The organism is Candidatus Poriferisodalis sp., from assembly GCF_965208925.1.
Lineage (GTDB): Bacteria > Actinomycetota > Acidimicrobiia > Acidimicrobiales > Poriferisodalaceae > Poriferisodalis.
This window is the reverse complement of record NZ_OZ242364.1, coordinates 411,320-432,331: the sequence shown is the minus strand read 5'-3', so window position 1 is coordinate 432,331 and position 21,012 is coordinate 411,320. Positions and strand designations below refer to the sequence as shown.

Here is a 21,012-nt window from a genome sequence, read left to right as displayed (position 1 = left end):
CGCCATGGCCCAGTCACAACCCCCTGCCAAGGGCCGATTTCCCTCTCTGGACAGCAAGTTCACCACCGACGGGCTGACGTTCGACGACGTGCTGCTCGTGCCGGACGCGTCCGACGTGCTGCCTGATGCGGTCGACACATCGACGCGGTTCACACGCGGCATCACGCTCGCCGTTCCGCTGGTGAGCGCAGCCATGGACACGGTCACCGAGGCGCGTCTCGCCATCGCGATGGCCCGTCACGGCGGCATCGGCGTGATCCACCGCAACCTGTCGGTCGCCGATCAGGCGGCCGAGGTGGACAAGGTGAAGCGCTCCGAGTCGGGCATGATCAACGAGCCCTTCACGCTCGGTCCCGACAACCTGGTGTCCGAAGCCGAGGAGCTGATGGCTCGCTTCAAGATCAGCGGTGTGCCGATCACCGACCCGACAGGGCGGCTGGTGGGAATACTCACGAACCGCGACCTGCGTTTCGAGACTGATTGGAGCCGTCCGATCCACGAGGTGATGACCTCGGAAGGGCTCGTGACTGCGAGCGCCCCGACCACGTTGGAGGAGGCCCAGGTGGTGCTGGCCCGCCACCGCATCGAGAAGCTGCCGATTGTCGACGACAGTTTCCGGCTTGTGGGCCTGATCACGGTGAAGGACATCCAGAAGCGCATCCAGTTCCCCAACGCTTCGAAAGACGAGCAGGGTCGGCTGCTGGTCGCCGCCGCAGTCGGCACCGGCCCTGACACGATGGAGCGGGCGGCGGCGCTGGTGGAGCGCGATGTGGACGCCATCGTGGTGGACACGGCTCACGGCCACAGTCGTGATGTCATCGAGACGGTCGCGAAGATCAAGGCGAACCATTCCGCCGAGGTGGTGGCGGGCAATGTGGCCACGGCGGATGCGGCGCGGGCGCTGGTCGAGGCCGGTGCCGACGCGATCAAGGTCGGGATCGGCCCGGGTTCGATCTGCACCACCCGGGTGGTGGCCGGCGTGGGCGTGCCGCAGATCTCGGCGGTATTCGACTGCGCGTCAGAGGCCGCCGCGGCCGGTGTGCCGGTGATCGCGGACGGCGGCATGCAGTTCTCGGGCGATCTCGCCAAGGCAATTGCCGCCGGGGCGCACAGCGCCATGGTGGGCAGCCTGCTGGCAGGCACCGACGAGTCGCCCGGCGAGGTGGTGCTGTACCAGGGCGAGCGTTTCAAGGAGTACCGGGGCATGGGCTCGGTGGGTGCCATGAAGGGCCGCAGCTACTCCAAGGATCGTTACTTCCAGGACGGACGCGAGGTGGAGGAACTGGTGCCCGAGGGCATCGAGGGGCGGGTGGCCTACAAGGGGCCGCTGGCGGGTGTGCTGCACCAACTCGTCGGCGGGCTGCGCCAGGCAATGGGCTACTGCGGCGCGGCGAGCATCGATGACATGCGGCTGGGCACCAGGTTCGTGCGCGTCACGGCGGCCGCTCTGCGTGAGAGCCACCCCCACGACATCATGATCACCAAAGAGGCGCCCAACTATCGCGCGCCTAGTTGATCCAGCCTCTCCCACTCGTCGATGAGGCTGCTGTCGGTGGTGCGCACGGTCTCGCCCAGCCAGCGGGTGAGCTCGAGGATCTCGTCGGTGCGACGGTCCTCGGGCACGTTGCGCACGAGCGCCTTGTAGGCATCGCTGAGGTAGCGCAGCAGCACCCCTTCGGATCCCTTGATGCCGTAGTGGTTCACGTATTCGCGAAACGTCATCGCTCGTTCGTTCATGTCCCGCGCCACTGATTTTGGCCGCACGTTGTCATTCCTCAACCACGGATGGTGGGTCGACCAGGCGTTGAAGCTGTCATACAGCCAGTCACGCAGCGGCTTGGGCCACTCCACCTCTTCGAGCCGCTCCATGCGTTCTTCGTACTCCACGCCCTCGGCTTTCATTTCGGCCAGCAGGTCAGTGCGTGCCATGTCCCGCTGGCGTTCCAGCACCACGGTGGGGTTCTCGAGCGTGGCTTCGAGCACGCTGAGCACGTCGAGGGGGTAGGCGGGCTCGTCGGGGTCGAGGAATTCGATGGCGTCGAGCGCGAACGGCGACAGCGGCTGGGTCAGGTCGAATTCGGCCTGCAGGTCCACGTTCACCCGTACCAGCCGGTCCAGCTCGTCGGGCTCGTCGAGGCGTTCCACCACCTGCGTCTCGACCAGCGAGCGGTAGATGGCAATGGCCCGGCGGATGTGGGTGCGGTTGGCGGCACGGGTCTCGTGGTTGTCGGTGAGCAGCCGGCGCATGGCCGCGCAGCCGTCGCCGGGCCGGTCCAGCACGCTCATCAGCATCGAGTGCGACACGTCGAACTGCGAGCGGAGCAGCTCGGGCTGTCCCGATGCCAGCCGGTCGAACGTGTCGGCATTCCAGGGCGCGTAGCCCCGCTTGGGCGGCGACGGGCGGCGCACCTTGCGCAGCTTGGCCGGATCGTCGCCGAACTTCTCGCGGGCCTTCTCCAGCGCCATCGCGTACTCCACCTCGTGCTCGGGCGCTTGGCACCACACGAAGCCCTCGTGGTCGAAGCCCCGGCGCCCGGCCCGGCCGGCGATCTGCTGGAAGTCGCGCACCGACAGCACCCGGGTGTCGCGGCCGTCGTACTTGCAAAGCTGGGTGAACGCCACAGTGCGGATGGGCACGTTCACGCCGACGCCGAGCGTGTCGGTGCCGCAGATGAGCTTGAGCAGGCCCGCCCCCGCCAGCCGCTCGACGAGCAGCCGGTACTTGGGCAGCATCCCGGCGTGATGCACGCCGATGCCGGTCTTGACGAAGCGCTGGATGTCGCGCCCGAACGGCGAGTCGAACCGGAACGTCGCGATCTCGGCGGCCACCTGCGCCTTCTCGTCCTTCGACAGGACATTGAGGCTGGTGAGGGCCTGCGCCCGCTCAGTGGCGGCCTTCTGGGTGAAGTGGACGATGTATGCGGGAACGCGGCGCAGCTCCAGCAGCTCCTCGAGCGATTGGTGCAGCGTGGTTTCCCGGTAGGTGAAGGTGAGCGGCACCGGCCGTTCCACCCCGGTCACGGTGGCGACCTCGCGGCCGCTGCGACGTCGCAGGTCGTCGGCGAAGCGCTGGGTGGGTCCGAGGGTGGCACTCATCAGGATCATCTGGGTGCGGGTCAGCTCCAGCAGCGGCACCTGCCATGCCCATCCCCGGTCGCGGTCGGCGTAGAAGTGGAACTCGTCCATGACGACGCTGTCGATGGGCGCGTCAGCACCGTTGCGCAGCGCCAGGTTGGCCAGGATCTCCTGCGTGCAGCAGACCACCGGCGCGTCAGGGTTGACGGCGCCGTCGCCGGTCACCATCCCGACGTTCGCTGCGCCGAGTTCATCGCAGAGAGCGAAGAACTTCTCCGACACGAGCGCCTTGACCGGGGCCGTGTAGTAGCTGCGCTGACCTCGCGCCACCGCCTCGAAGTGCGCCGCGAGGCCCACCAGCGATTTGCCCGAGCCGGTCGGCGTGGTGATGATGACGTGGTTGCCGCCGAAGATCTCCAGCACGGCGTCTTCCTGCGCCTCATAGAGCTCGAGGCCTATTTCGGCGGTGTACGCCAGGAACCCGTCGAGCAGCGAGTCGGCATCTGGGTCGCCGGGCAGGAACGCCGTCAGCCGTCCCGGCGCCGCAGCGGTGAGGCTCACGTCATGTGCCTGGGGCGATCAGGCGTTGCGGCCGGGCCAGGCCTGCGGGTTGAGCATGTTGGGCGGCTGGGTGCCGTCGAGCGCCGTCATGACCTCGGCGACGGCATGGGTGAAGATGCGACGGCGGCCGGCCACGGTGGCCGAGGCCACGTGCGGTGTGACCACCACGTCGGGGCGACCCAGCAACGGATGGCCTGGCGGCAGCGGTTCAGGTTCGGTCACGTCCAACCCGGCGCCGCGTACCTTGCCCGCGTCCAGAGCTGCCAGCAGGGCGTCCTGGTCGACGAGGCCGCCGCGCGACGTGTTCACGAGATAGACGCCGTCGCGCATCGCGGCCAGCAAGTCGCGGTCCACGAGATGTTGTGTGGCCTCGCTGAGCGGCGCATGCACCGACACGACATGCGCGTGGGCAACCGCTTCGCCGGGCGTCGCCGCTCGCTGGGCGCCCAGCTCCGCGAAGCGCTCGTCGGCTGCATACGGGTCGTACGCCACGATGTCCATGCCCACAGCTGACATCACCCGGGCCACGTAGCCGCCGATGCGTCCGAGCCCCAGCAAGGCGAGGGTCGATCCGGCCAGCTCGAGGTGCCCGTGGCGCGCCCAGTAGTCGCCTTCGGCGGCTTCGAGCCGGAGGGCCGATTCCTTCAATCCCTTGGTGACGGCGAAGATGAGGGCAACGGCCTGTTCAGCGGTCGAGGTCGTCGGTCCGTCGGGCGTGTTGCAGGCAGCGATGCCGAACTCGGTGGCGTCGTCGAGATCGAGATTGTCGAAACCGATCCCCGCACGGGCGATGACCCGCATCTTCGGTGCCTGCTCGTACACGGTGCGGTCGTAGCGGATGGCGGCGCCCACGATGGCGCCCTCGGCTCGATCGATGCCCTCCAGTGGATCGTCTCCTCGCACATCGACTATCTGCGCTCGGCCCTCGAGCAGCTCGCGCTGCAGACGACCGGCGGGCCGGTCGAACCAGACAACTGGCAGCCCGGCTTCCGCGTTGGCGTCTGGGGAATCTGCGTGAGTCGCACCGGTGCTCATGCCGTCAGTATTGCGCCGCAGCTCTGCGACACGGCGAGGCACACCACTACCGTTGGCCCGACAGTGGCCAGCCCGAGCAGGAGCGCAGTTTGATGCAGGTCGACGAGGCGGTGATCCACGACACGGAGCGGTACGCCGCAGACGGGTACCCGTGGGCCGAGTGGGACCTGCTGCGCGAGGAGGCCCCCGTCTACTGGTACGTGCGCGACAACATCGTGCCGTTCTGGGCCGTCACCCGCTACGAGGACGTGAAGTGGATCTCGGGCCAGAACAAGACCTTCATCAACGGCGGCGGCCGCCTGCGTCTGGCCGATGCCGACCGGGATGCTCGCTTCTGGAACAGGTACCGCCAGCGAGCCATCGAGATCGGCTGGGATCCCGACGAGCCGCCGGACTTCATCTTCAAGGACCGTCCCGACCACTGGGACCTGCGCCGGCTGGTGGTGCCGGAGTTCACCCCGAAAGCGATGCGCAGCAGGTCCGAATCGCTTGAGCGGCACGCCCAGCGCTTCGCGGACGAATTCGTGGCCAAGGTTGCCGAGACCGGCACCGCCGACGTGGTCGAGGACCTGGCGGTGAAGCTGCCGCTGGCGGCGATCTGCGAGATGGTCGGCGTATCGGCCGATGACTGGGAACAGGTGCACGAGTGGACGTCGGCGCTGTTCGACGATCCCGACCTGGAGCGATTCTGCCGGCCGGGCGAGTCCCGTGACGAGATGCGGCGGCGCATGATCCGCGAGTTCGACGCGTGGATCGGCGAGCTGATCCGCCAGCGTCGGCGTGAGGGGACCGACGGCCGCGACCTCGTCAGCATCCTGCTGCGGTCCGAGATCGAGTCGGGCCCGCTCACGCCCCAGCAGCTCGTGGGCTACCTGCGCCTGATGATCGCCGCGGGCAACGAGACCACCCGCAACGCCGCGAGCGGAGGGGTGATCGCCCTGCTCGAACACCGCGACCAGCTCGGCCTGCTGAATGAGCGCATCGACGACCCTGAAGCCGTTGAAACTGCCGTCGAGGAGATCCTGCGCTGGACCTCGCCGGTGATCCAGTTCGCCCGCACGTGCACACGAGACACCGAGCTGCGAGGCCAGACGATCAAGGCAGGCGAGCACGTCGGCATCTGGTACCCCTCAGCCAACCGGGACGAGCGCCAATTCCCCGATCCGTACCGCTTCGACATCCAGCGCACGCCCAACGACCACCTTGCCTTCGGTCACGGCGCCCACTTCTGCCTGGGCGTGCACCTGGCGCGCTGGGAGCTGCGCGCCTTCTTCCGGGTGGTGGCGCCCCTGCTGGACGGCCTGCAGCTCGACGGTGAGCAGTCGCGCATAGCGCACCTGCACGTCGGACCGATCAAGCACCAGATGGTCGCAGCTCGCGCCTAGCCAGCACCGGCGGCGTGGTGTCGGGGGGCGAGTGCTCGCTTAGGGGACGGCGGCGCGGTAGCCGACGCTCGGCACCGTGAGGATGTAGGTGGGCCTGCGAGCGTCGTCGCCCAGCTTGGCCCGCAGGTCCTTGACGAAGGTCCGCACACGCTGGGCGTCGCCGCTGGCACCGTCCCCCCAGACTGCCTCCAGCAGCTGCTCGTAGCTGAGGTCGCGGCCGGCGTTGGTGCACAGCTCTGAGAGCAGCTTGTACTCGGTGGGTGTGAGGCTCACGACCCGGCCTGCGACGGTGACCGTGTGCGTCATGTAGTCGACCGTCAGGTCGGCCATTCGGTAAGGCTCCGTGTGCTGCGACTGCGCTCGCCTTCGCAGCGCAGCCGCGATGCGCGCCAGCAGCTCGGTGGGCGAGAACGGCTTGACGATGTAGTCGGCCGCTCCCAGCTCGAAGGCCTTGGCGACGAGCTGGTCGTCACCCCGTCCTGACACGATGATGACCGGCACCTCGAGCACCTTGGGGCTGCGCCTGATGAGCTCGAAGGCGTCGGTGCCCGGCAGCACTAGGTCCAGCACTGCGAGATGAGGCATCTCGGTCGCCAGGAGATGCTCAAGCTCGTTCGGGTCGCTGGTGACGATCGGGGTGTAGCCGGCCCGTACGAGCGTGTTGCGGATGTAGCGCAGCGCTCAGGGGTCGTCTTCAACGACGAGGATGCGCTCCACCTTCGCGGGTGCGCGGGCCACGGTTCCAAATCCGGGATCCGCCGGCGCAACAACGGCAGCCGGTTCGTCCAGCGCAGGAATGGTGAAGGTGAACTGGGCGCCCTGGTTCTGCCCGGCGCTGTGGGCCCAGATGCGGCCGCCGTGGGCTTCCACGATTCCCTTGCAGATCGCAAGGCCCAGGCCGTAGCCGGTCCCCGCGGGCTGTTCGTGCTCGTGGTGGGTTCGCGAGAACTTGGTGAACAGCAGCGGCAGCCGCTCTGGTGCGATGCCGGCGCCCTCGTCGGTGACCGAGACCGCCACATGGGTGTCGTCCAGCGACTCTTCCACGGTGATCGTGGACCATTCGTGGGAGTTGGCAGCGGCGTTGGAGAACAGGTTGTGGAGGACCTGCGCGATCCGCTGGCGGTCCGCCCACACCCGCGGCAGGTTCGGCATCGAGTCGATCTTGACCTGATGCTGATGGCCGGCGCCGAGGAATGAGTTCTTGGCATTGTCGATGATCGAAGCCATGTCTGCCGGCTCGGTGGTCACCGACAGCGTGCCCGCCTCGATGCGGGTCATGTCCAGCAGATCGTTGATGAGGTCCCGCATGTGGTCGGCTCGTTCTTCGACGATGTGGAAGAACTGACGCACCTCAGCAGGATCCGGGGTCGTCAGCGAGCCGAGCACCGTGGCCGCAGAGCCCTTGATCGCGGTCAGCGGCGACCGGAGCTCATGGCTCACCACCGCCAGGAACTCAGCCCGCAGTCGCTCCAGATCCTCCAGCGGCGATATGTCCTGAATGGTCGCGATCACCGTCATCAGCCGTCCGTCGTCTGACCGGAGCGACGAGGCGTTGATCAGCGTCGCCACCTCGCTGCCGTCAGGACGCACGATCACCAGTTCTTCGGCCTGCACCATCTCGTCGGCGTGCAGTGCCCGCTCAAACGGCAGATCTTCGATGGCAGTCTGGGATCCGTCCATCCGCTTGTATCTCAGCGGTTCGAGGCTCGCGACCGGGAAGCCCCCCTGGTCGGGCCCGATCCCGATCAGGCGGCGCGCCTCCCGGTTCGCCATGACGACCTCCTCAGAGGCAGCGTCCACCACCAGCACCCCACCGGGGAGGTGCTGACCAGCGCCTGCAGATCGGCCATGGCGCGCTGCTCGTCGCCATAGCGGCGGGCGTTGGTGAGCGCCATCGCCGCTTGGCTGGCGAACATCTCCACGGCCTCCTCGTCCGCGTGGGTGAATTCCGAGCCGTCGTGCTTCTCGCCGACGAAGATCGCGCCCACCTGACGATCCCGCACCCTGATCTGGGCCCCGAGGAACGAACCCATGTGCGGCTGGAATCCATCGAATCCCACCGACTCCAAGTGGGCAACGAAGTCGCTGGTGCGCAGCGGCTCGTCCATCCCGCTGAGATAGCGGAACAGTTCCATGCCGCGCTCGTACCCCACCACCATCTGCTCGTCTTCGGGCGACAGGCCCGAGAACAGCACGTCTTGCAGTTCTCCTGCACCGTCGAGCGTGGTGATGGCGCCGTAGCGAGCGCCGGTGAGCATTCGTGCCCCGTCCACCACCTCCTGCAGCACTACGTCAAGGTCCAAGTCCTCGCTGATGCGCAGGATTGCGTCTGTCAGCCCCGACAGACGCGAGCGAAGCATCTCGTTCTCTGCACTCAAGCGTTCGATATCCACCAACTCAGCACCCTTCGAGATCATCCGCCTTCGTCCCGTCGTGCAAATGCGCACCGGACGAGTCCGATAATGCAGCATATGACACTGCACGCTCAGCGAATCTCTGCGAGCGCGTACGGCTGCGAGGCAGTTCGCTGCTCGGCCAGTGGGAGTCAGTCCCGCTGCGTGGTCGTGAGAGTGGTGGTGAAGGCGACGATGGCGGTGCCGTCAGTGTCGGTGAGGCCGCCGTAGTAGGCGACGGTGGCGTTGTCGCCGGCGGTGATGGCGGTGCCGAGGGTGAGGGTGAGCGTGTTGCCGCTGACGGCGACCGAGCTGGGCGATTGGCTATTGACGGGGGTGCCGTTGCGGTCGCGGGCGCCGTCGACGAGGAACACGTAGCGCAGCGATGGGGCTGTCGCGGCGTCGATCGCTGCGAGGTCGCGGTTGAAGGTGAGTGTGAGCTCGTTGCCGCTGACGGCTGCGCAGGTCGGCGTCATGGGGCCGTCGGGGTCTGGGGTGCAGACCGGCTCGGCGGCCTCAGGCGATTCCTCGGCTTCAGCCGACCCATCGAGTGCGTCGAGCTTCTTCGGTGTCACAGGCAGGTCAGGTGCCGGGGTGTTATTGGTCACCGCTTGGTCGTCGAACGCTGCCGCCATGGAGTCCTCGCCGGGCGTGTAGCTGACGGCGACGATCTGGCCTGCCGCCACTGGCGAGGCGAGGGTCAGCACGATCTCGGTGTTGCTGACCGACACGGCATCGGCGGCCGCGAGGGCCACGGTGCTGCCGTCTGCTTCGACTTCGAACTCGTCTGCGGTGGGCTGCCGGAATGTGAAGGGCAGCGTCCCGTCGTCGGCGAGTGTGAGCGTCAGCGTGGAACCGTCCACTGCGGCCGACGACAGCGTGGGGCATGCGAACTCTGTGGGATTGGTGCGGAACGTGGCGGTCGCGGACACCGATGCCCCGTCGGGGTCGGTGGCGGTCAGGGTGATCACCGTGTCGTGCTTGCCGCTGGCCGGCGGATCGAGCGCTGCGAGGGCGCAGGCGGTCTTGGCGCGGAACCAGATGCGGCCGTAGCCCTCGATGTAGCCGTAGCCGTCGGTCACCGCCACGTCGTCGCGGCTGGCTGACAGCGTGAACGTCAGGGGGTCGCCGTCGGGGTCGGAGAAGTCGTCCTTGGACACCGTGTCGCTCACCAGGAAGCCGGGCAGTGCATTGTCGTGGGTGACCGACTCACCGCTGAAGACCGGTGCCCGGTTGCCGTTCGGGTCGGGCGGCGACAGGCGCCAGTTCACCTTGTGGTCGGGGTCGTGGCCGAGACCGCTGTGGGCCAGCTCGGCGTCGGCCTCGCCGGCTGCAGCCTGGATGGCGCCGCCGTTCAGCGCCAGCGTGTCGCCCAGAACGGCGATGCCCCGGCTCGAGTAGTTGGGCTCGATCACCGTGTGGGCGAACGTGAGCTCGGCGGTGCCGCTGCCACCGGCGTAGACCGCATCCTTGCGACCCCAGTGGGCGGGATCCATGTCAATGCCCAGGGTCGGCGTGCCGGTGACGTTCACCGCAGCACTGAACGTCACCCGGAACTGCAGGATCTCGCCCATGGCGTAGGTGTCGTCGTCGCCGGCATCGGAGATCACCTCGACGCCCGTCACGGTCGGCGCCGCGCCGGGCACCACAGTCTGTGCCGAGAACGGCGCGATCTGGTTGCCGTCGGCATCCCACAGCCCGGCGTTGGAGCGAGGCTGTCGGTAGTTCACCGTCACCTGCTCACCGGCATCGAGACGTCGGCTCAGAGCCATTTGCAACTGCCTGCCATCGGGCGAGAACTCGATGCTCTCGACGCCGACAGGCGCCGCAGGGGCACCCCCGGGCGTCCGCGACCTCACGCTGAAGCCATCTGGGCTCGGCGCGCGCCGACGGTTCATCGACCGATCGAAACCCAGGTTCAACCTGTCGGCTCCGCTATTCCCACGGGGGCCGCTCATCGGTGTTGCCGAGACGCTTGTGCGACCGCACCGGTGGACCCACTGGTTTGTCACCGCCTGCGGCGAGAACGAATCTGCCTCGGTACCCCACACGTTGCGCAATGCGTTCTCGCTGGGCTTGGTGTAGCTCACGGTGTAGCCAAACCCGCAGGCGTGGAACCCGGGAGTGACGCTCAGCTCCACTTTCGAGCCGCGCACCGTGACATGGCGGATGCTCATGCTGAGGCGGTTGCCGTTCCTCGGATCTGTGCCCCCGATCGTGAACGCCTCCGTCCCGGGAACCTTCGTCGGATCGAGCGCCTGGTCGAAGGTGAGCCTCAGCACAAGCTGATCCGCCACTGCTCGCGACGTAGCCGCGAGCGACGGCTTGCCCGGGTCGGTCGACCCGGCGTTGGTCACCGTCCGGGCGCTGGTGTCGGTAGGGGCGCTGTTGCCCGCAAGGTCCCGGATCGGGCTCGTCGCGGGCTGGGTGTAGGTAACGGTGACCGTGTCGCTGTCGGCCGGAGCGGATCCCAGCGTGAGGGTGACGGCGTCGTCGCTCATCGTGACGTCGCTCACCATCACGGCACTGCCGGCCACGGTCACGCTGAAGGCGCTCGCCGCCGGCTCCGAGCCGGTGTCCAGCTTCTCGCTGAAGTACAGACTGAGGGATGTCCCGGCGACCACGCTGTCGACCACTGTCGGCGCAGTCCGGTCGAGCGTCTTGACCCGCGGCCCCCAGATGTCCCCCACCTTCGGCCCCGAGGAAGCCGCCCGCAGCGGGTTGGTTTCGGCGCCCTGCCGATACCAGATGTAGGCGGGCTCGCTTTGGGCCACCGCGGAGGCCAGCGTGACTGTCACCGCCTTGCCGCTGACGGTCGCCGTGCCCGTGCCCGCGATGGACCGGGGTGTGCCGTAGAAGTCGACCGGGCCGGCCGACACGCGGAAGCGGCTCCCAGACGGAGCCGATGTGCTGTCCAGGTCGGAGTCGAAGGTCAGCGTCAGCTCCGTGCCCGCCACTTCTCCCGACACCAGCAACGGCGCAGCAGTGCCTTGCGTGGTATTGGTCACCGCGTAGCCCGACACGCTCGGCACTCGGGTGTTGTCGCCGGCGTCGAGCAGGCCTGCATCGAGGAACCTTGCGACCGATGACCGGTACGACACCGTGACCTGCTTGCCCGGGATGACAGTGGTGCCGTGGCCCGAGCCGAAGGTCAGCGTGACGGTGTCGCCGCTGACTGCCACCGATTGGGGCGACACGTTGCGCAGGGGGACGCCGCCTCCGTCATCGGAGTCCCAGTACACGCCGCTGGCCGCGAAGGCCTTGGCGAGATCTCCCAGCGAACCGCCGCTCTCCACCGCCACATTCCTGTTGAAGGTGAGCGTCAGTGTGCTGCCGTTCATCGTGGCGGCCGTCGGCGCGGTGTCGAGCACATTGACGACCCGCTGGTCGACCGAGCTGCGCAACTGCTTTTGCGGCGGCTGGTAGCTCGCGGTGACGGCCTGGTTGCGAGTCACCGCCGTCGCCAACGTGAGCGTCAGCGTCTTCCCGCTGACCGCGGGCTTGGCATTCGCCAGCGTCGCCACGGTGCCGTCCACCTTCACTTCGAAGTGATCGCGTGACAAGGCGCTGAACCATGTGCCGGTCCTCGGCAGAGTCTTGTCGTAGGTCAGCGTCAGCGCGGTCCCGTTCACCGTGGCGCTGACCAACTCACGGCATGCCACCGACGTGAAGAGCGTCGTAGTCGCGGTGACGCTCGCGCCGTCCGGGTCGAATGCCGTGATCTTGAGCTTCTGCTCCAAAAGACCGTCGGCATTCAACGGCAGCGTGGGCACGAGATCGGCGAGGTCGCAGCTCTCCTTCGCTGCCACGAAGAGCCACCCATCAGCGGGGCCGGTCCCGAACTCCACCTGCGAGTATACGTCCCGGCGCGGCAAGCTCGTTGTGAAGCGCAGGTTGTCCATGTGCTGGTCGCTGAACTTCTGCTGGACCTCTCTGATCGAGACGAGGGTGCCCGGAACTGCGTGGAAGGTTCCGAAATCTGTCTGGGAGTTGGCAGTGTCAGGATCGGTGTCGACCGTCGGCGGGGTGTTCATCGCTGCTGGGCTGCTGGAACCCTTCACCCGGTGGCCCGCTTGCGCGCCGAGCCCCGTGTGGGTCAGCCCGGCGTTGCGTTCCTCGGCGTCGGTTCCCACGGCGCCCTTGAGCTTCGCGCCGCTGTGCCTGATCACCTTCATCGTATTGTCGCTGCCACTGCTGGCGTGCCTGACGGCTACGCCGTCAGTGTCGGTGTCGCCGTTCGCAACCGTGTAGCTGAACCACAGCGTTGAAGCGGTACCGCTCTTGGTGCCGTCGGTCACCAGCTCTGCTGTCCTGGTGTTGGTCCCGATCTGCAGACGCACCCGCAGCTGAGAATCGTCGGCGGCAGTCAAATCCCACGACACGGCGCCGTTCCAGGTCACGGCCACGACGATCGGTTGACCGGTGAAGTAGTGCGCCTGGGTTTCCGCCTGGGGGGTGCCCGGGTTGATGGTCACGACGTTGCGTGGCTTGGACACGATCTTGATGCTCGATATCACTGGCGCGGTGCTGTTGGTCACGTGCTGATCGGCAAACGTCTCCACGTCGACGCCGGCGGCGTTCTCTAGGGGATTGCTGGATGGCTTCGTGTAGCGCACCAGCACCGTCTGGCCGACCGTCACAGCAGACGCCAGCGTCAACGTCACCTTGTCGTCGGCAATCGCCACGCCGCTGGAGGCCACATTGCGGCGGCTGCCGGCCACCGTGACGTGGAAATCACCCGGTGCCGGCACCGACGATGTGCTGAGAGCATCGCTGAACGCAATCGACAGCTTGGTGCTGTTCACCTCCGCTGACACAAACGTCGGCGCGATCAGCGTGCCCCTGACGGCAACCCTGGCCGAGGCCGCTTCTGTGCGCCAGGTGCTCTGCTGGCCCGACTCGGAGGCCCTGACCAACCTGTCGTCGCCGACGGTCCAGCCGGCTGCGCCAGTCCCAGTGTCCTCATTGTCGGAGTTTGTGGTGGGAATGCTCCGCCTGGCGCCCTTGACTCCCTCGTGGATCATCACCCAGTAGGTGGTGTTGGCGGCGAGCACGACTCCGGCTGGCGCGGTAAAGGTATTGGTGCCAGCAGAGATGCTGGACGGGTTGGCGAACCTCGCCACCAGGTCGCCTGCGCAGTTGTTGATATTGGTCGGACAGCCGCTGGTCGTGTTCTCGCGCAGCGCCACCGATGCCGAGCCTGAATGGTCCTGCAGCACCACCTGGATGTCTGAGACCATGGAACGCCCGGCGCCCGTCGTGAAGCTCTGGGCCGTGAACGGGGCGCCAGCCGTTGAGCTGCTTTGATCCAGGTTCGACACCAGCGTTGACGGAGTGGACTGTGCCTGCGCCGGTGCGGTCGCGATCAGCGGCAGCGCAGCCACGGCTAACGCCGCTGCGAGGAGCACGGCCGTGAACCTGCGCGATCCCGTGGACCCGCTCATCGAAACCGACGGACGGAATCCCGGGGGGGGGGGGGTCATGGACACGGCCGACACCTCATATCGACACCACAGAGGCCACCTGCTCAAACGCAGATGGCCTCACGCGCGAAATAGTTGACGTCGAAGTATGCCAGATAATCGACGCCCGCCAAATGCTCAAAGACACATTTATGGCCCTATGAGTGGATAAATACTCATGATCACGGTGAGCGAGTTCTCATCCTTCACGCCGCATGCCATAGGTGCGCGGTGGGGCCAGACGCGACGGTGCGGTGCCTCGCTCGGACAATCGCAGATTCAGGGCAGGTCCACAGGATCGGCTGCGACACTGACGTCGCGGCGACCCGCCAGCCAACCGGGACGAGTGCCGATTCCCCGATGCGTGCGGCGTCGACGTCCAGCGCACTCATCGCCGCATTCGCAGGCACACAGCTAGCGTCGGCGGCCATGACAACGACTGACGTGTTGGTGACGGGGCTGCGATTCGGGGAAGGGCCGCGCTGGCGCGGCGACCGGCTCTGGTACTCGGACTTCTACCGGCACGGCATCTTCACGGTGACTCCCGACGGCCATGAAGAACTTGTGCACACGGTGCCGACGCAGCCGTCAGGGCTGGGGTGGCTGCCTGACGGGGACCTGCTGTTCGTCTCGATGCTGGACCGGCAGCTTCGCCGGCTGGATGCCGACGGCAACGAGTCGCTGCACGCCGACCTGTCCGGCATTGCCGGCGGACCGTGCAACGACATGGTGGTGGCCGCCGACGGCACTGCCTATGTCGGCAACTTCGGGTTCGACGACAGCGTGGGGGAGACGTTCGCCCAGGCGACGCTCGCGATCGTGAGCCCCGACGGCACCGCACGGCCGGGTCCCGACGGATTCGACTTCCCCAACGGCACGGTCATCGATCCCAGCGGGCGCCACATGGTCATCGCGGAGAGCTACGGCCGCCGGATGACGGCGTTCGACATCGAATCCGACGGCTCGCTGAGCGGCCGGAGGATCTTCGCAGACCTGGGCGAGCGAGTGCCCGACGGCATCTGCCTGGACGAAGCCGGCGGCATCTGGGTGGCCGACCCGCTCAACGCAAGCTGCTTCCGAGTCGTCGACGGCGGCGAGGTGACCGACGTGATCGAGCTGGAGCTGAACTGCTTCGCCTGCATGCTCGGCGACGACGATCGCCGCACGCTGTACATGGTCACCGCTCCCACGTCCCGGCCTCCGGCCGACTCACCCGCACTCGGCCGGATCGAGACAGTCCGGGTGGACGTCCCCGGCGCAGGCTTGCCCTAGGACTGGCTTTCGGTGGCGCCGAGGCGCCGGAGGTGGCCTGACCGGATGTCGGCGGTCTGGCCCTGCACGAGCAGGAAGAGCGCTTCACGGGCAAGACGCTGTGCGTGGTGGGCGAGCGTGATCGCCCGCCCGCCGACGGATGACACGAGAGCGCTGGTTGCCCGAACGCCGATGTAGCCCACTTGGGCCCGGCGATCGGGCATCTCTTCCACCTCGGCGGCTTGCAGCGCAGTGCGTGCCGCATCCAGCTCGGTGTCGAGCGGGGACGGGCCGAGCAGCTTGAGCGCCCGCCCAGCCACGCCGAGCATCAGGGCCCCGTTGGTGCGCAACCCGGTCCGGTAGAACGACAGCCAGTCCTCGTAGTCGATGACTTCCACGACATCGTCGTCGCCCACGACGTGGCCGTCGAAGTGCAGCTCGACGGTGACCGATGAGTCCACCGCCGCGAGGCGCAGCCGCTGTGAGGTCAGCGTCGGAGCTTCGTCCGCGGGCAGCAGCATCCAGACCAGGCGGTCCGCCTCATGGGCGGCCACCAGCACTGCGTCGATGTGGCCCCACCCGGTCACGAACGGCGCCACGCCGCGCAGCACCCAGCCGTCGCCGGAGCGCTCGGCGAACAGGCACGGCTCGGGCCGCAGGATGTGTGCGAAGGCCACCCCGCTGCGAGCCTGGCCGGTTGCAAGCGCTCGGGCCCAGCGCGCATGCAGCGGCGATCCGGACGGCATCCGTGCCGCATTGGCAGAGCCGCCGCCGTGTTGCGCCCACACGAATGCAGTGGTGAGACAGCCGCCCGCCAGCGTTTCGAGAATCGGGAGCCGCTCGAGCTCGTCGAACCCGCAGCCGCCTACCTCGCGGGGCGTCCACAGGCCGTAGAAGCCGGCGTCGCGGAACAGATCCAGGTTGCCGGCCGGCACCTCGCCGGAGGCATCCACGTCGAGCGCGCGCTCGAACAGCACGCCGTCGGCGAGCTGCTGCGCAGCGCTCAGGAACTCGGCGTGCACCACATCAGCGCGTTGCGGCGCATGATGGCCACCAGCGTGTCGGCTTGGTTGTAGGCGCGGTGCTCGAACAGCACGATGCCCTGGTCGGGCTTGCTCTTCGAGGCGCGGGCCGAGATCACTTCGCTCTCGACTCGCAGCGTGTCGCCGTGGAACACGGGCGCAGGAAAGTCCATGCGCTCGAAGCCCAAGTTGGCCACCGTGGTGCCGTGGGTGGTCTCGTGCACCGAGATTCCCACCACGACCGCGGCGGTGAACATCGAATTCACCAGCGGCTTGCCGAACTGGGTCTCGGTGCGCGCGTACTCGAAGTCGAGGTGGAGGGCCGCCGGGTTCATGGTCATGGTGGTGAACATGACATTGTCGGCTTCGGTGATGGTGCGCCGCAGCCGGTGGTGGATCACCAGGCCCGGCGTCAGCTCTTCGAACCACAGCCCTCCGTGCGGCCGGGGCACTTCGCTCATCAGGCTGTTCCTCCTGCAACCTCGGCGGTGTCTGATTGGCCGAGGCCAAGCGCCTCGGCCCAGGGCACCTCGCACGCTTGGTCGAGATCAATCTCGGCGTGGACGACAGGGTTCTGGTGAGGGCCGGCGCACCACGACGGCATCACCATCGTGTACAGGCCCGAGCCGCCCGCCTGGAACACCACGATCCGGCTGGGGTCCTTCAGGATCGGGATCAGCTCATCAGGCGGGCCGTCCCGGTTGAGGTAGAAGGCCGACCCGACATGGGCGAGCGTGGCTGCCGTGTTGGTTGCACGGGCAGCCAACTCTGCCTGGATGTCCTCGCGGGTGAGCCCCGCTCGAGCCAGCACCGTCGTGTGGTCTGGATTCATGATCACCGTGACTGCGCCGTGCCGCAGGTGCGCGTTGTTGCTGCCCGGGTTGGCCATCACGGCGGCGATCACATTCAGCAGCCTGCTGGCTGATTCGGGATCGTCGGCGTCGCCGGTGAAGATCGTCGAGTGCGGTGCCTCGGCCCCGACGACCACCACGGCGCTGTCGTCTTCGGCGTACCCGTACGTCGTGTGCAGCGGCGGGAACGGGCTGTTCTCGGTGTCCTCGGCGAGGCAGTAGGTGAACTTGCCGGGATGCCCGTGCAGCGCCATGTCGGACACGCCGGGGCGAGCGCCGCCGATGTTCATCATCGCCAGCCGCAGCGCCCGGCCGATCGTGGCATTGGCCCGATGACCGGGCCCGAGCGCCCCGAAACCGGATGCCACCTCGCCGCAGTGGTGCCGGGCCGGCCCGCACACCACGATGAGCGGCGCGGTGCAGTGGGTAGTGCTCTGCATCTCGGTGAGATCGAACTCGGGCTTGCACACCGCCCGGACAGCGGCGACTACCACGGGCATGTGATCCGGCAGGCAACCGGCCATCACCGCAGCGGTGGCGACCTTCTCCACGCTCGCCACGCCGTGTGCGGGCCCCATCACGCCCAGCTCGAGGTCGGGGTCGAGGCCGGTGGCCAGCGCCATCATGGCTACCCGCTCAGCCGTGGGGACGACGACGGGCAGACCGTCGGTGAGTCCGAGCGCGTGCAGCTGCTCGAGCGCGTCGGCCTCGCTGCGGGCCTCCAGCAGGGTCACGGCCTATTCGGAATGAACACAGCTAGTTGGCAGCCGCGCCGGTCAGGATCGAGACGATCTGCGGCGCGATGTCGGCGGCCACCTTGGCCATGGCGTCCTCGCCGCTGCCCGCCACCGGGTGGGGCAGGCGGATGCGGGGGACCGACGGCATGCCGGTGGCGGCGGCCACGAAGTCGCCCTGGGGCCAGAACGCATCGGTGACGAGTGCGATGGACGGGATGCCCTTGCGAGCGGTGGTGATGCTGTCACGCACGGTGCCAGATGTGCAGCTGCCTCAATGGCCATATGCGGCGATCACCGCGCCGCACTCGGAGCTGATGTCGTCGAGCATCGCCTCGCTGACGACCGACGACGCGTCGCCCTTGTCGTAACGGTTGAACGACGCGGCCGGCAGCCGTTCGGCCAGGGCCTTCTCGACGTAATCGAGGAAGCGGACGCTGTCAGGAAAGCCATTGGCGACCAGGCCGATCGTGATCGGCTTGTCGAGCTGCGTGCTGAGCGCGTACGGCTCGGGCGCAGTCTTGGCCTCACCTCGCGGATCGTGAAAGGTGACGGTGCTCATAGGCACAGTCTGACACCCGCACGGAGCAGGCGCGTGCTGGCAGGCGCCGACCGGTGCGGACAGATACCGGCGGACTTGGACAATTGCCGGCGGACTGGGGCAGGTTCGGCAGCAGATTCAGTGGTCGTGGCCAGCGGGGCGGGAGGCGTACACGGCCGCGTGATCGGCAACCGCGTCACCGCTGACCAGTTCTCGCTCGGCCACTGCGTGCTCGAGAGCAGTCAGCCAACAGCGGTAGTAGTCCCATGGCTCGGCCACGTCGCCGCCGTCGGATGCCGTCTCCCAACGTGAGATGGCCTCGATGAGATGCACGCGAAATTCGTCCCAGGCGAAGCAACCGCCGTCGACCAGGTCGGCTGCCAGGCCGAATGCCCGGGCCTGCCACGGCTCGGAGAAGATCAACTCGCCGTTGTCGCGCGGCGGCGCGGCCGGAGTGCCTTCCAGCAGGTCGATGCTCATGAGCGCCGCTTCACTGACCGTTGGGTTCGGCGGCCCGGGCCACGCCGATCATCGAGTCACGTGTGACCAGCTCGGCCAAGCGATCCACGGGCCAACCCTCGGTGCCCGCGGGACGTTCGGGCAGCACCAAGAAGCGCGTCTCTGAGCTGGAATCCCAGACGCGCAGCTCGGTGTCAGGTCCGAGCTCCAAGCCCATCTCGGACAGCACTGCCCGTGGCTCACGCACCATGCGTGCCCGGTACTCGGGGCTCTTGTACCAATTCGGCGGCAAGCCCAGCAGCGCCCACGGATAGCACGAGCACAGCGTGCAGACCACGACGTTGTGAACCCCGGGCCCGTTGGCCTTGATCTCGATGTGCTCGATCTCCGCGCCGCGCACGCCCAGCTCGGCCACGACGGTGTCGGCATCGTCGAGCAGACGAGTCCGCAGGCCGGCGTCGGCCCAGGCTCGGGCAACCAATTCGGCACCGATCATCGGGCCGATGTCGTGCTCGAAGCGCTCGATGGTCGCGTCGATCCGTCCCCGGTCGGCGATTCCTCGTTCCACCAAGAGGTCTTCCAGCGCCTCAATGCGGATCTGCGGCGATGACGCGTCGTAGTCGTCGTGGGGATGGCTGTGGCCGTGTCCGTGGTCGTCGTGCATCCGTTCCTCCGTCGCCGTCAGCTCAGTCGTCCGCCGGTCTCAGGTAGCACTCGTAGAGGTCGACGTGAATGGTGGTGTTCGGCTCAGCCTCATCGCCCCACAGCGTCTGGGCGTCGTAGCCCACGCAATAGACGTGCTGGGGCCGCTCACCCCTGTTGTGCGCTGTGCTGTCGGGCAGCACCTCCGCGGGGTGGAGCTTCACGACGATGCCGAGCTTGTTCTCTGCATAACCCGGCAGCCGTGTGTGGCCAGGTTGCGCAGGCGCTGCAGCGACGACGTGATCGCCGACGTCGAATCGGGGCGGATCAGCGAGTTCGCGCCGAACCGTGCGACGTTGCGGCGTCGGAGTCGGTCGGTCGGGCGGCAGCGATGCCGGATTGCGGTCAGCGACGGGGGCGACCCGCCGTGCCGGCGTCGCCTGAGAGGTCGCGGTGGGGATCAGGTCTCTGCGTCCGGCCTCCAGCAAAGCCACATCTCTCAGCTCGGCCATCCGGAGGGCCAGATCGCTGCGACTGACTACGCCGTACTCGTCAAGCAGTACCTCGAAACCGGCGAGCCAGCGCCCGAAGTAGCCGTTCTTGAAATAGTCGTCGGGATGCAGGCGCTCCAAGGCGTATCGGAATTCGCCGGGCCGGCGAGCGGTCGCGGAGGTGACCGCGCCTAGCAGGCCGAACACGCGCTTCTCCCAGTCGGCGTGGAACGGCGGCTCCGCCGGATCGTGCGGCACCGGCCCGTATCCGGTCACGCCGCCGAGGTCGTGAACGCTGCGCTCTCCGGCATCGGTCTGCATCCGCCACAGCTTCGCACCCGGCGGCGGGTGACGCCGCCGGGTGCGCGAGCGGCGGAAACGGCGGCGACCGCGCCGGTGCAGGAACCACGGCAATGCGCCCGAGCGAACACAGGCCGCGTTGTTAGGTTGCAGAGATGCCTGCGTTCGTATTGGCAGTGGACCTCGACGGCGTGTGCGGGATGCACACCGAGGCCTTCCGTCGCGTGGTGGCGGCCGAGCGCGGGGTCCCGGAGGACTCGCTGCCGCTCGTGCGTGGCTGGAATTTCAGCGAGTGGGGTCTCACCGACGGCGAATTCGAAGAGCTCCATCGCATCGCCGTCATCGACTACCGCATGTTCCGTGAGATGGAGCCGATGGCGGGGTGCTCCGAGGCGCTGTGGCGGCTGTCTGACGCAGGGGTGTGGATTCGGATCGTCACCCACCGCCTGTATGTGAGCTGGGGCCACCGCGTGACGGTGAGCGACACGGTGGAGTGGCTCGACCGCGAGCGCATTCCCTATCGCGACATCTGTTTTGTGGCTGACAAGGCGATGGTGAACGCCGACGCCTATATCGAAGACGCTCCGCACAACGTGATCGACATCCGTGCCGCGGGCGGGCACGCGATCACGTTCGACCAGCCCTACAACGCTCAGGTGGACGGACCACGGGCGCATGACTGGGCCGAAGTCGAGGAGATGGTGGTGGAGCTGCTGGCGCAGCACAGCGGCTACGTCTCGCGCCCGCTGCCCGGCATGGACGCCGGCTCCGATCGCTTGGAGTTGCGAACCCGGGATACCGCGTAGGCCG

Annotated in this window: 16 protein-coding genes and 1 pseudogene; 4 read left to right on the top strand and 13 right to left on the bottom strand. The window is 67.6% G+C overall.

Going from position 1 to position 21,012, the window contains the following annotated elements; genetic code table 11:
• Positions 1-4 precede the first annotated feature (4 nt).
• Positions 5-1,516 (top strand): IMP dehydrogenase, encoded by a 1,512-nt coding sequence (gene guaB, locus ACOGI5_RS01765; protein WP_419862751.1) that lies wholly within the window; start codon positions 5-7, stop codon positions 1,514-1,516.
• Positions 1,517-1,518: 2 nt separating this feature from the next.
• Here guaB and ACOGI5_RS01760 read toward each other — a convergent pair.
• Positions 1,519-3,606 (bottom strand): annotated as a pseudogene (locus ACOGI5_RS01760) (DEAD/DEAH box helicase); the annotation flags it as partial.
• 48 nt (positions 3,607-3,654) lie between these two features.
• A complete protein-coding gene (locus ACOGI5_RS01755; RefSeq protein ID WP_419862750.1) occupies positions 3,655-4,671 on the bottom strand; it encodes an NAD(P)-dependent oxidoreductase in 1,017 nt (338 codons plus the stop codon).
• Between the two features lie 92 nt (positions 4,672-4,763).
• Here ACOGI5_RS01755 and ACOGI5_RS01750 point away from each other — a divergent pair, with 92 nt between their 5' ends.
• Complete coding sequence (locus ACOGI5_RS01750) at positions 4,764-6,056, top strand: cytochrome P450 (protein ID WP_419862749.1); 1,293 nt, start codon at positions 4,764-4,766, stop codon at positions 6,054-6,056.
• A 39-nt stretch (positions 6,057-6,095) separates the two neighbouring features.
• Here ACOGI5_RS01750 and ACOGI5_RS01745 read toward each other — a convergent pair whose 3' ends face one another.
• The 4 genes from ACOGI5_RS01745 to ACOGI5_RS01730 all read right to left on the bottom strand — a co-directional run bounded on the left by ACOGI5_RS01745 (position 6,096) and on the right by ACOGI5_RS01730 (position 13,893).
• Positions 6,096-6,725, bottom strand: coding sequence for a response regulator transcription factor (locus tag ACOGI5_RS01745; protein WP_419865418.1), 630 nt, complete (start codon positions 6,723-6,725; stop codon positions 6,096-6,098).
• A gap of 12 nt (positions 6,726-6,737) precedes the next feature.
• Positions 6,738-7,856, bottom strand: a complete 1,119-nt coding sequence (locus ACOGI5_RS01740) for an ATP-binding protein (protein WP_419862748.1) — start codon at positions 7,854-7,856, stop codon at positions 6,738-6,740.
• Positions 7,802-8,449 carry a GAF domain-containing protein gene (locus ACOGI5_RS01735; RefSeq protein WP_419862747.1) on the bottom strand — a complete coding sequence of 216 codons (648 nt, stop codon included), beginning with the start codon at positions 8,447-8,449 and terminating at the stop codon, positions 7,802-7,804. Before ACOGI5_RS01735 ends, ACOGI5_RS01740 begins: the two co-directional genes overlap by 55 nt.
• 152 nt (positions 8,450-8,601) lie before the next feature.
• Positions 8,602-13,893: a SwmB domain-containing protein gene (locus tag ACOGI5_RS01730; RefSeq protein WP_419862746.1), complete on the bottom strand. Its 5,292-nt coding sequence runs from the start codon at positions 13,891-13,893 to the stop codon at positions 8,602-8,604.
• Between the two features lie 447 nt (positions 13,894-14,340).
• On the opposite strand from ACOGI5_RS01730, the gene ACOGI5_RS01725 reads away from it, so the two are divergent.
• A complete protein-coding gene (locus ACOGI5_RS01725) occupies positions 14,341-15,183 on the top strand; it encodes an SMP-30/gluconolactonase/LRE family protein (protein WP_419862745.1) in 843 nt (280 codons plus the stop codon).
• On the opposite strand, the gene ACOGI5_RS01720 is transcribed toward ACOGI5_RS01725, so the two are convergent.
• The 7 genes from ACOGI5_RS01720 to nthB form a co-directional block, all read right to left on the bottom strand.
• A complete protein-coding gene (locus ACOGI5_RS01720; protein WP_419862744.1) occupies positions 15,180-16,184 on the bottom strand; it encodes an acyl-CoA dehydrogenase family protein in 1,005 nt (334 codons plus the stop codon). The genes ACOGI5_RS01725 and ACOGI5_RS01720 overlap by 4 nt on opposite strands.
• A complete protein-coding gene (locus ACOGI5_RS01715) occupies positions 16,166-16,645 on the bottom strand; it encodes a MaoC family dehydratase (protein WP_419862743.1) in 480 nt (159 codons plus the stop codon). The genes ACOGI5_RS01720 and ACOGI5_RS01715 overlap by 19 nt, the downstream gene beginning before the upstream one ends.
• Positions 16,645-17,769 (bottom strand): hypothetical protein, encoded by a 1,125-nt coding sequence (locus tag ACOGI5_RS01710; protein ID WP_419862742.1) that lies wholly within the window; start codon positions 17,767-17,769, stop codon positions 16,645-16,647. The genes ACOGI5_RS01715 and ACOGI5_RS01710 overlap by 1 nt, the downstream gene beginning before the upstream one ends.
• Positions 17,770-17,791: 22 nt before the next feature.
• Positions 17,792-18,331 carry a UGSC family (seleno)protein gene (locus ACOGI5_RS01705; protein ID WP_419862741.1) on the bottom strand — a complete coding sequence of 180 codons (540 nt, stop codon included), beginning with the start codon at positions 18,329-18,331 and terminating at the stop codon, positions 17,792-17,794.
• Positions 18,332-18,448: 117 nt separating this feature from the next.
• The gene (locus tag ACOGI5_RS01700) at positions 18,449-18,790 is read right to left on the bottom strand and encodes a nitrile hydratase accessory protein (RefSeq protein ID WP_419862740.1); all 342 of its coding nucleotides are present in this window, start codon (positions 18,788-18,790) and stop codon (positions 18,449-18,451) included.
• Between the two features lie 10 nt (positions 18,791-18,800).
• Positions 18,801-19,433, bottom strand: a complete 633-nt coding sequence (gene nthA / locus ACOGI5_RS01695) for a nitrile hydratase subunit alpha (protein ID WP_419862739.1) — start codon at positions 19,431-19,433, stop codon at positions 18,801-18,803.
• A 22-nt stretch (positions 19,434-19,455) separates the two neighbouring features.
• Complete coding sequence (nthB, locus tag ACOGI5_RS01690) at positions 19,456-20,223, bottom strand: nitrile hydratase subunit beta (protein ID WP_419862738.1); 768 nt, start codon at positions 20,221-20,223, stop codon at positions 19,456-19,458.
• 134 nt (positions 20,224-20,357) lie between these two features.
• Here nthB and ACOGI5_RS01685 point away from each other — a divergent pair, with 134 nt between their 5' ends.
• The gene (locus ACOGI5_RS01685) at positions 20,358-21,008 is read left to right on the top strand and encodes a 5' nucleotidase, NT5C type (RefSeq protein ID WP_419862737.1); all 651 of its coding nucleotides are present in this window, start codon (positions 20,358-20,360) and stop codon (positions 21,006-21,008) included.
• Positions 21,009-21,012 lie beyond the last annotated feature (4 nt).

Bases quoted from the DNA above. Each gene is read 5' to 3' on its own strand.
- ACOGI5_RS01685 (WP_419862737.1), top strand. From the start codon at position 20,358: ATGCCTGCGTTCGTATTGGCAGTGGACCTCGACGGCGTGTGCGGGATG.
- nthA (WP_419862739.1), bottom strand. From the start codon at position 19,433: ATGCACGACGACCACGGACACGGCCACAGCCATCCCCACGACGACTAC.
- ACOGI5_RS01755 (WP_419862750.1), bottom strand. From the start codon at position 4,671: ATGAGCACCGGTGCGACTCACGCAGATTCCCCAGACGCCAACGCGGAA.
- ACOGI5_RS01750 (WP_419862749.1), top strand. From the start codon at position 4,764: ATGCAGGTCGACGAGGCGGTGATCCACGACACGGAGCGGTACGCCGCA.
- ACOGI5_RS01730 (WP_419862746.1), bottom strand. From the start codon at position 13,893: ATGAGCGGGTCCACGGGATCGCGCAGGTTCACGGCCGTGCTCCTCGCA.
- ACOGI5_RS01700 (WP_419862740.1), bottom strand. From the start codon at position 18,790: ATGAGCATCGACCTGCTGGAAGGCACTCCGGCCGCGCCGCCGCGCGAC.
- ACOGI5_RS01725 (WP_419862745.1), top strand. From the start codon at position 14,341: ATGACAACGACTGACGTGTTGGTGACGGGGCTGCGATTCGGGGAAGGG.
- nthB (WP_419862738.1), bottom strand. From the start codon at position 20,223: ATGCAGACCGATGCCGGAGAGCGCAGCGTTCACGACCTCGGCGGCGTG.
- ACOGI5_RS01715 (WP_419862743.1), bottom strand. From the start codon at position 16,645: ATGAGCGAAGTGCCCCGGCCGCACGGAGGGCTGTGGTTCGAAGAGCTG.
- guaB (WP_419862751.1), top strand. From the start codon at position 5: ATGGCCCAGTCACAACCCCCTGCCAAGGGCCGATTTCCCTCTCTGGAC.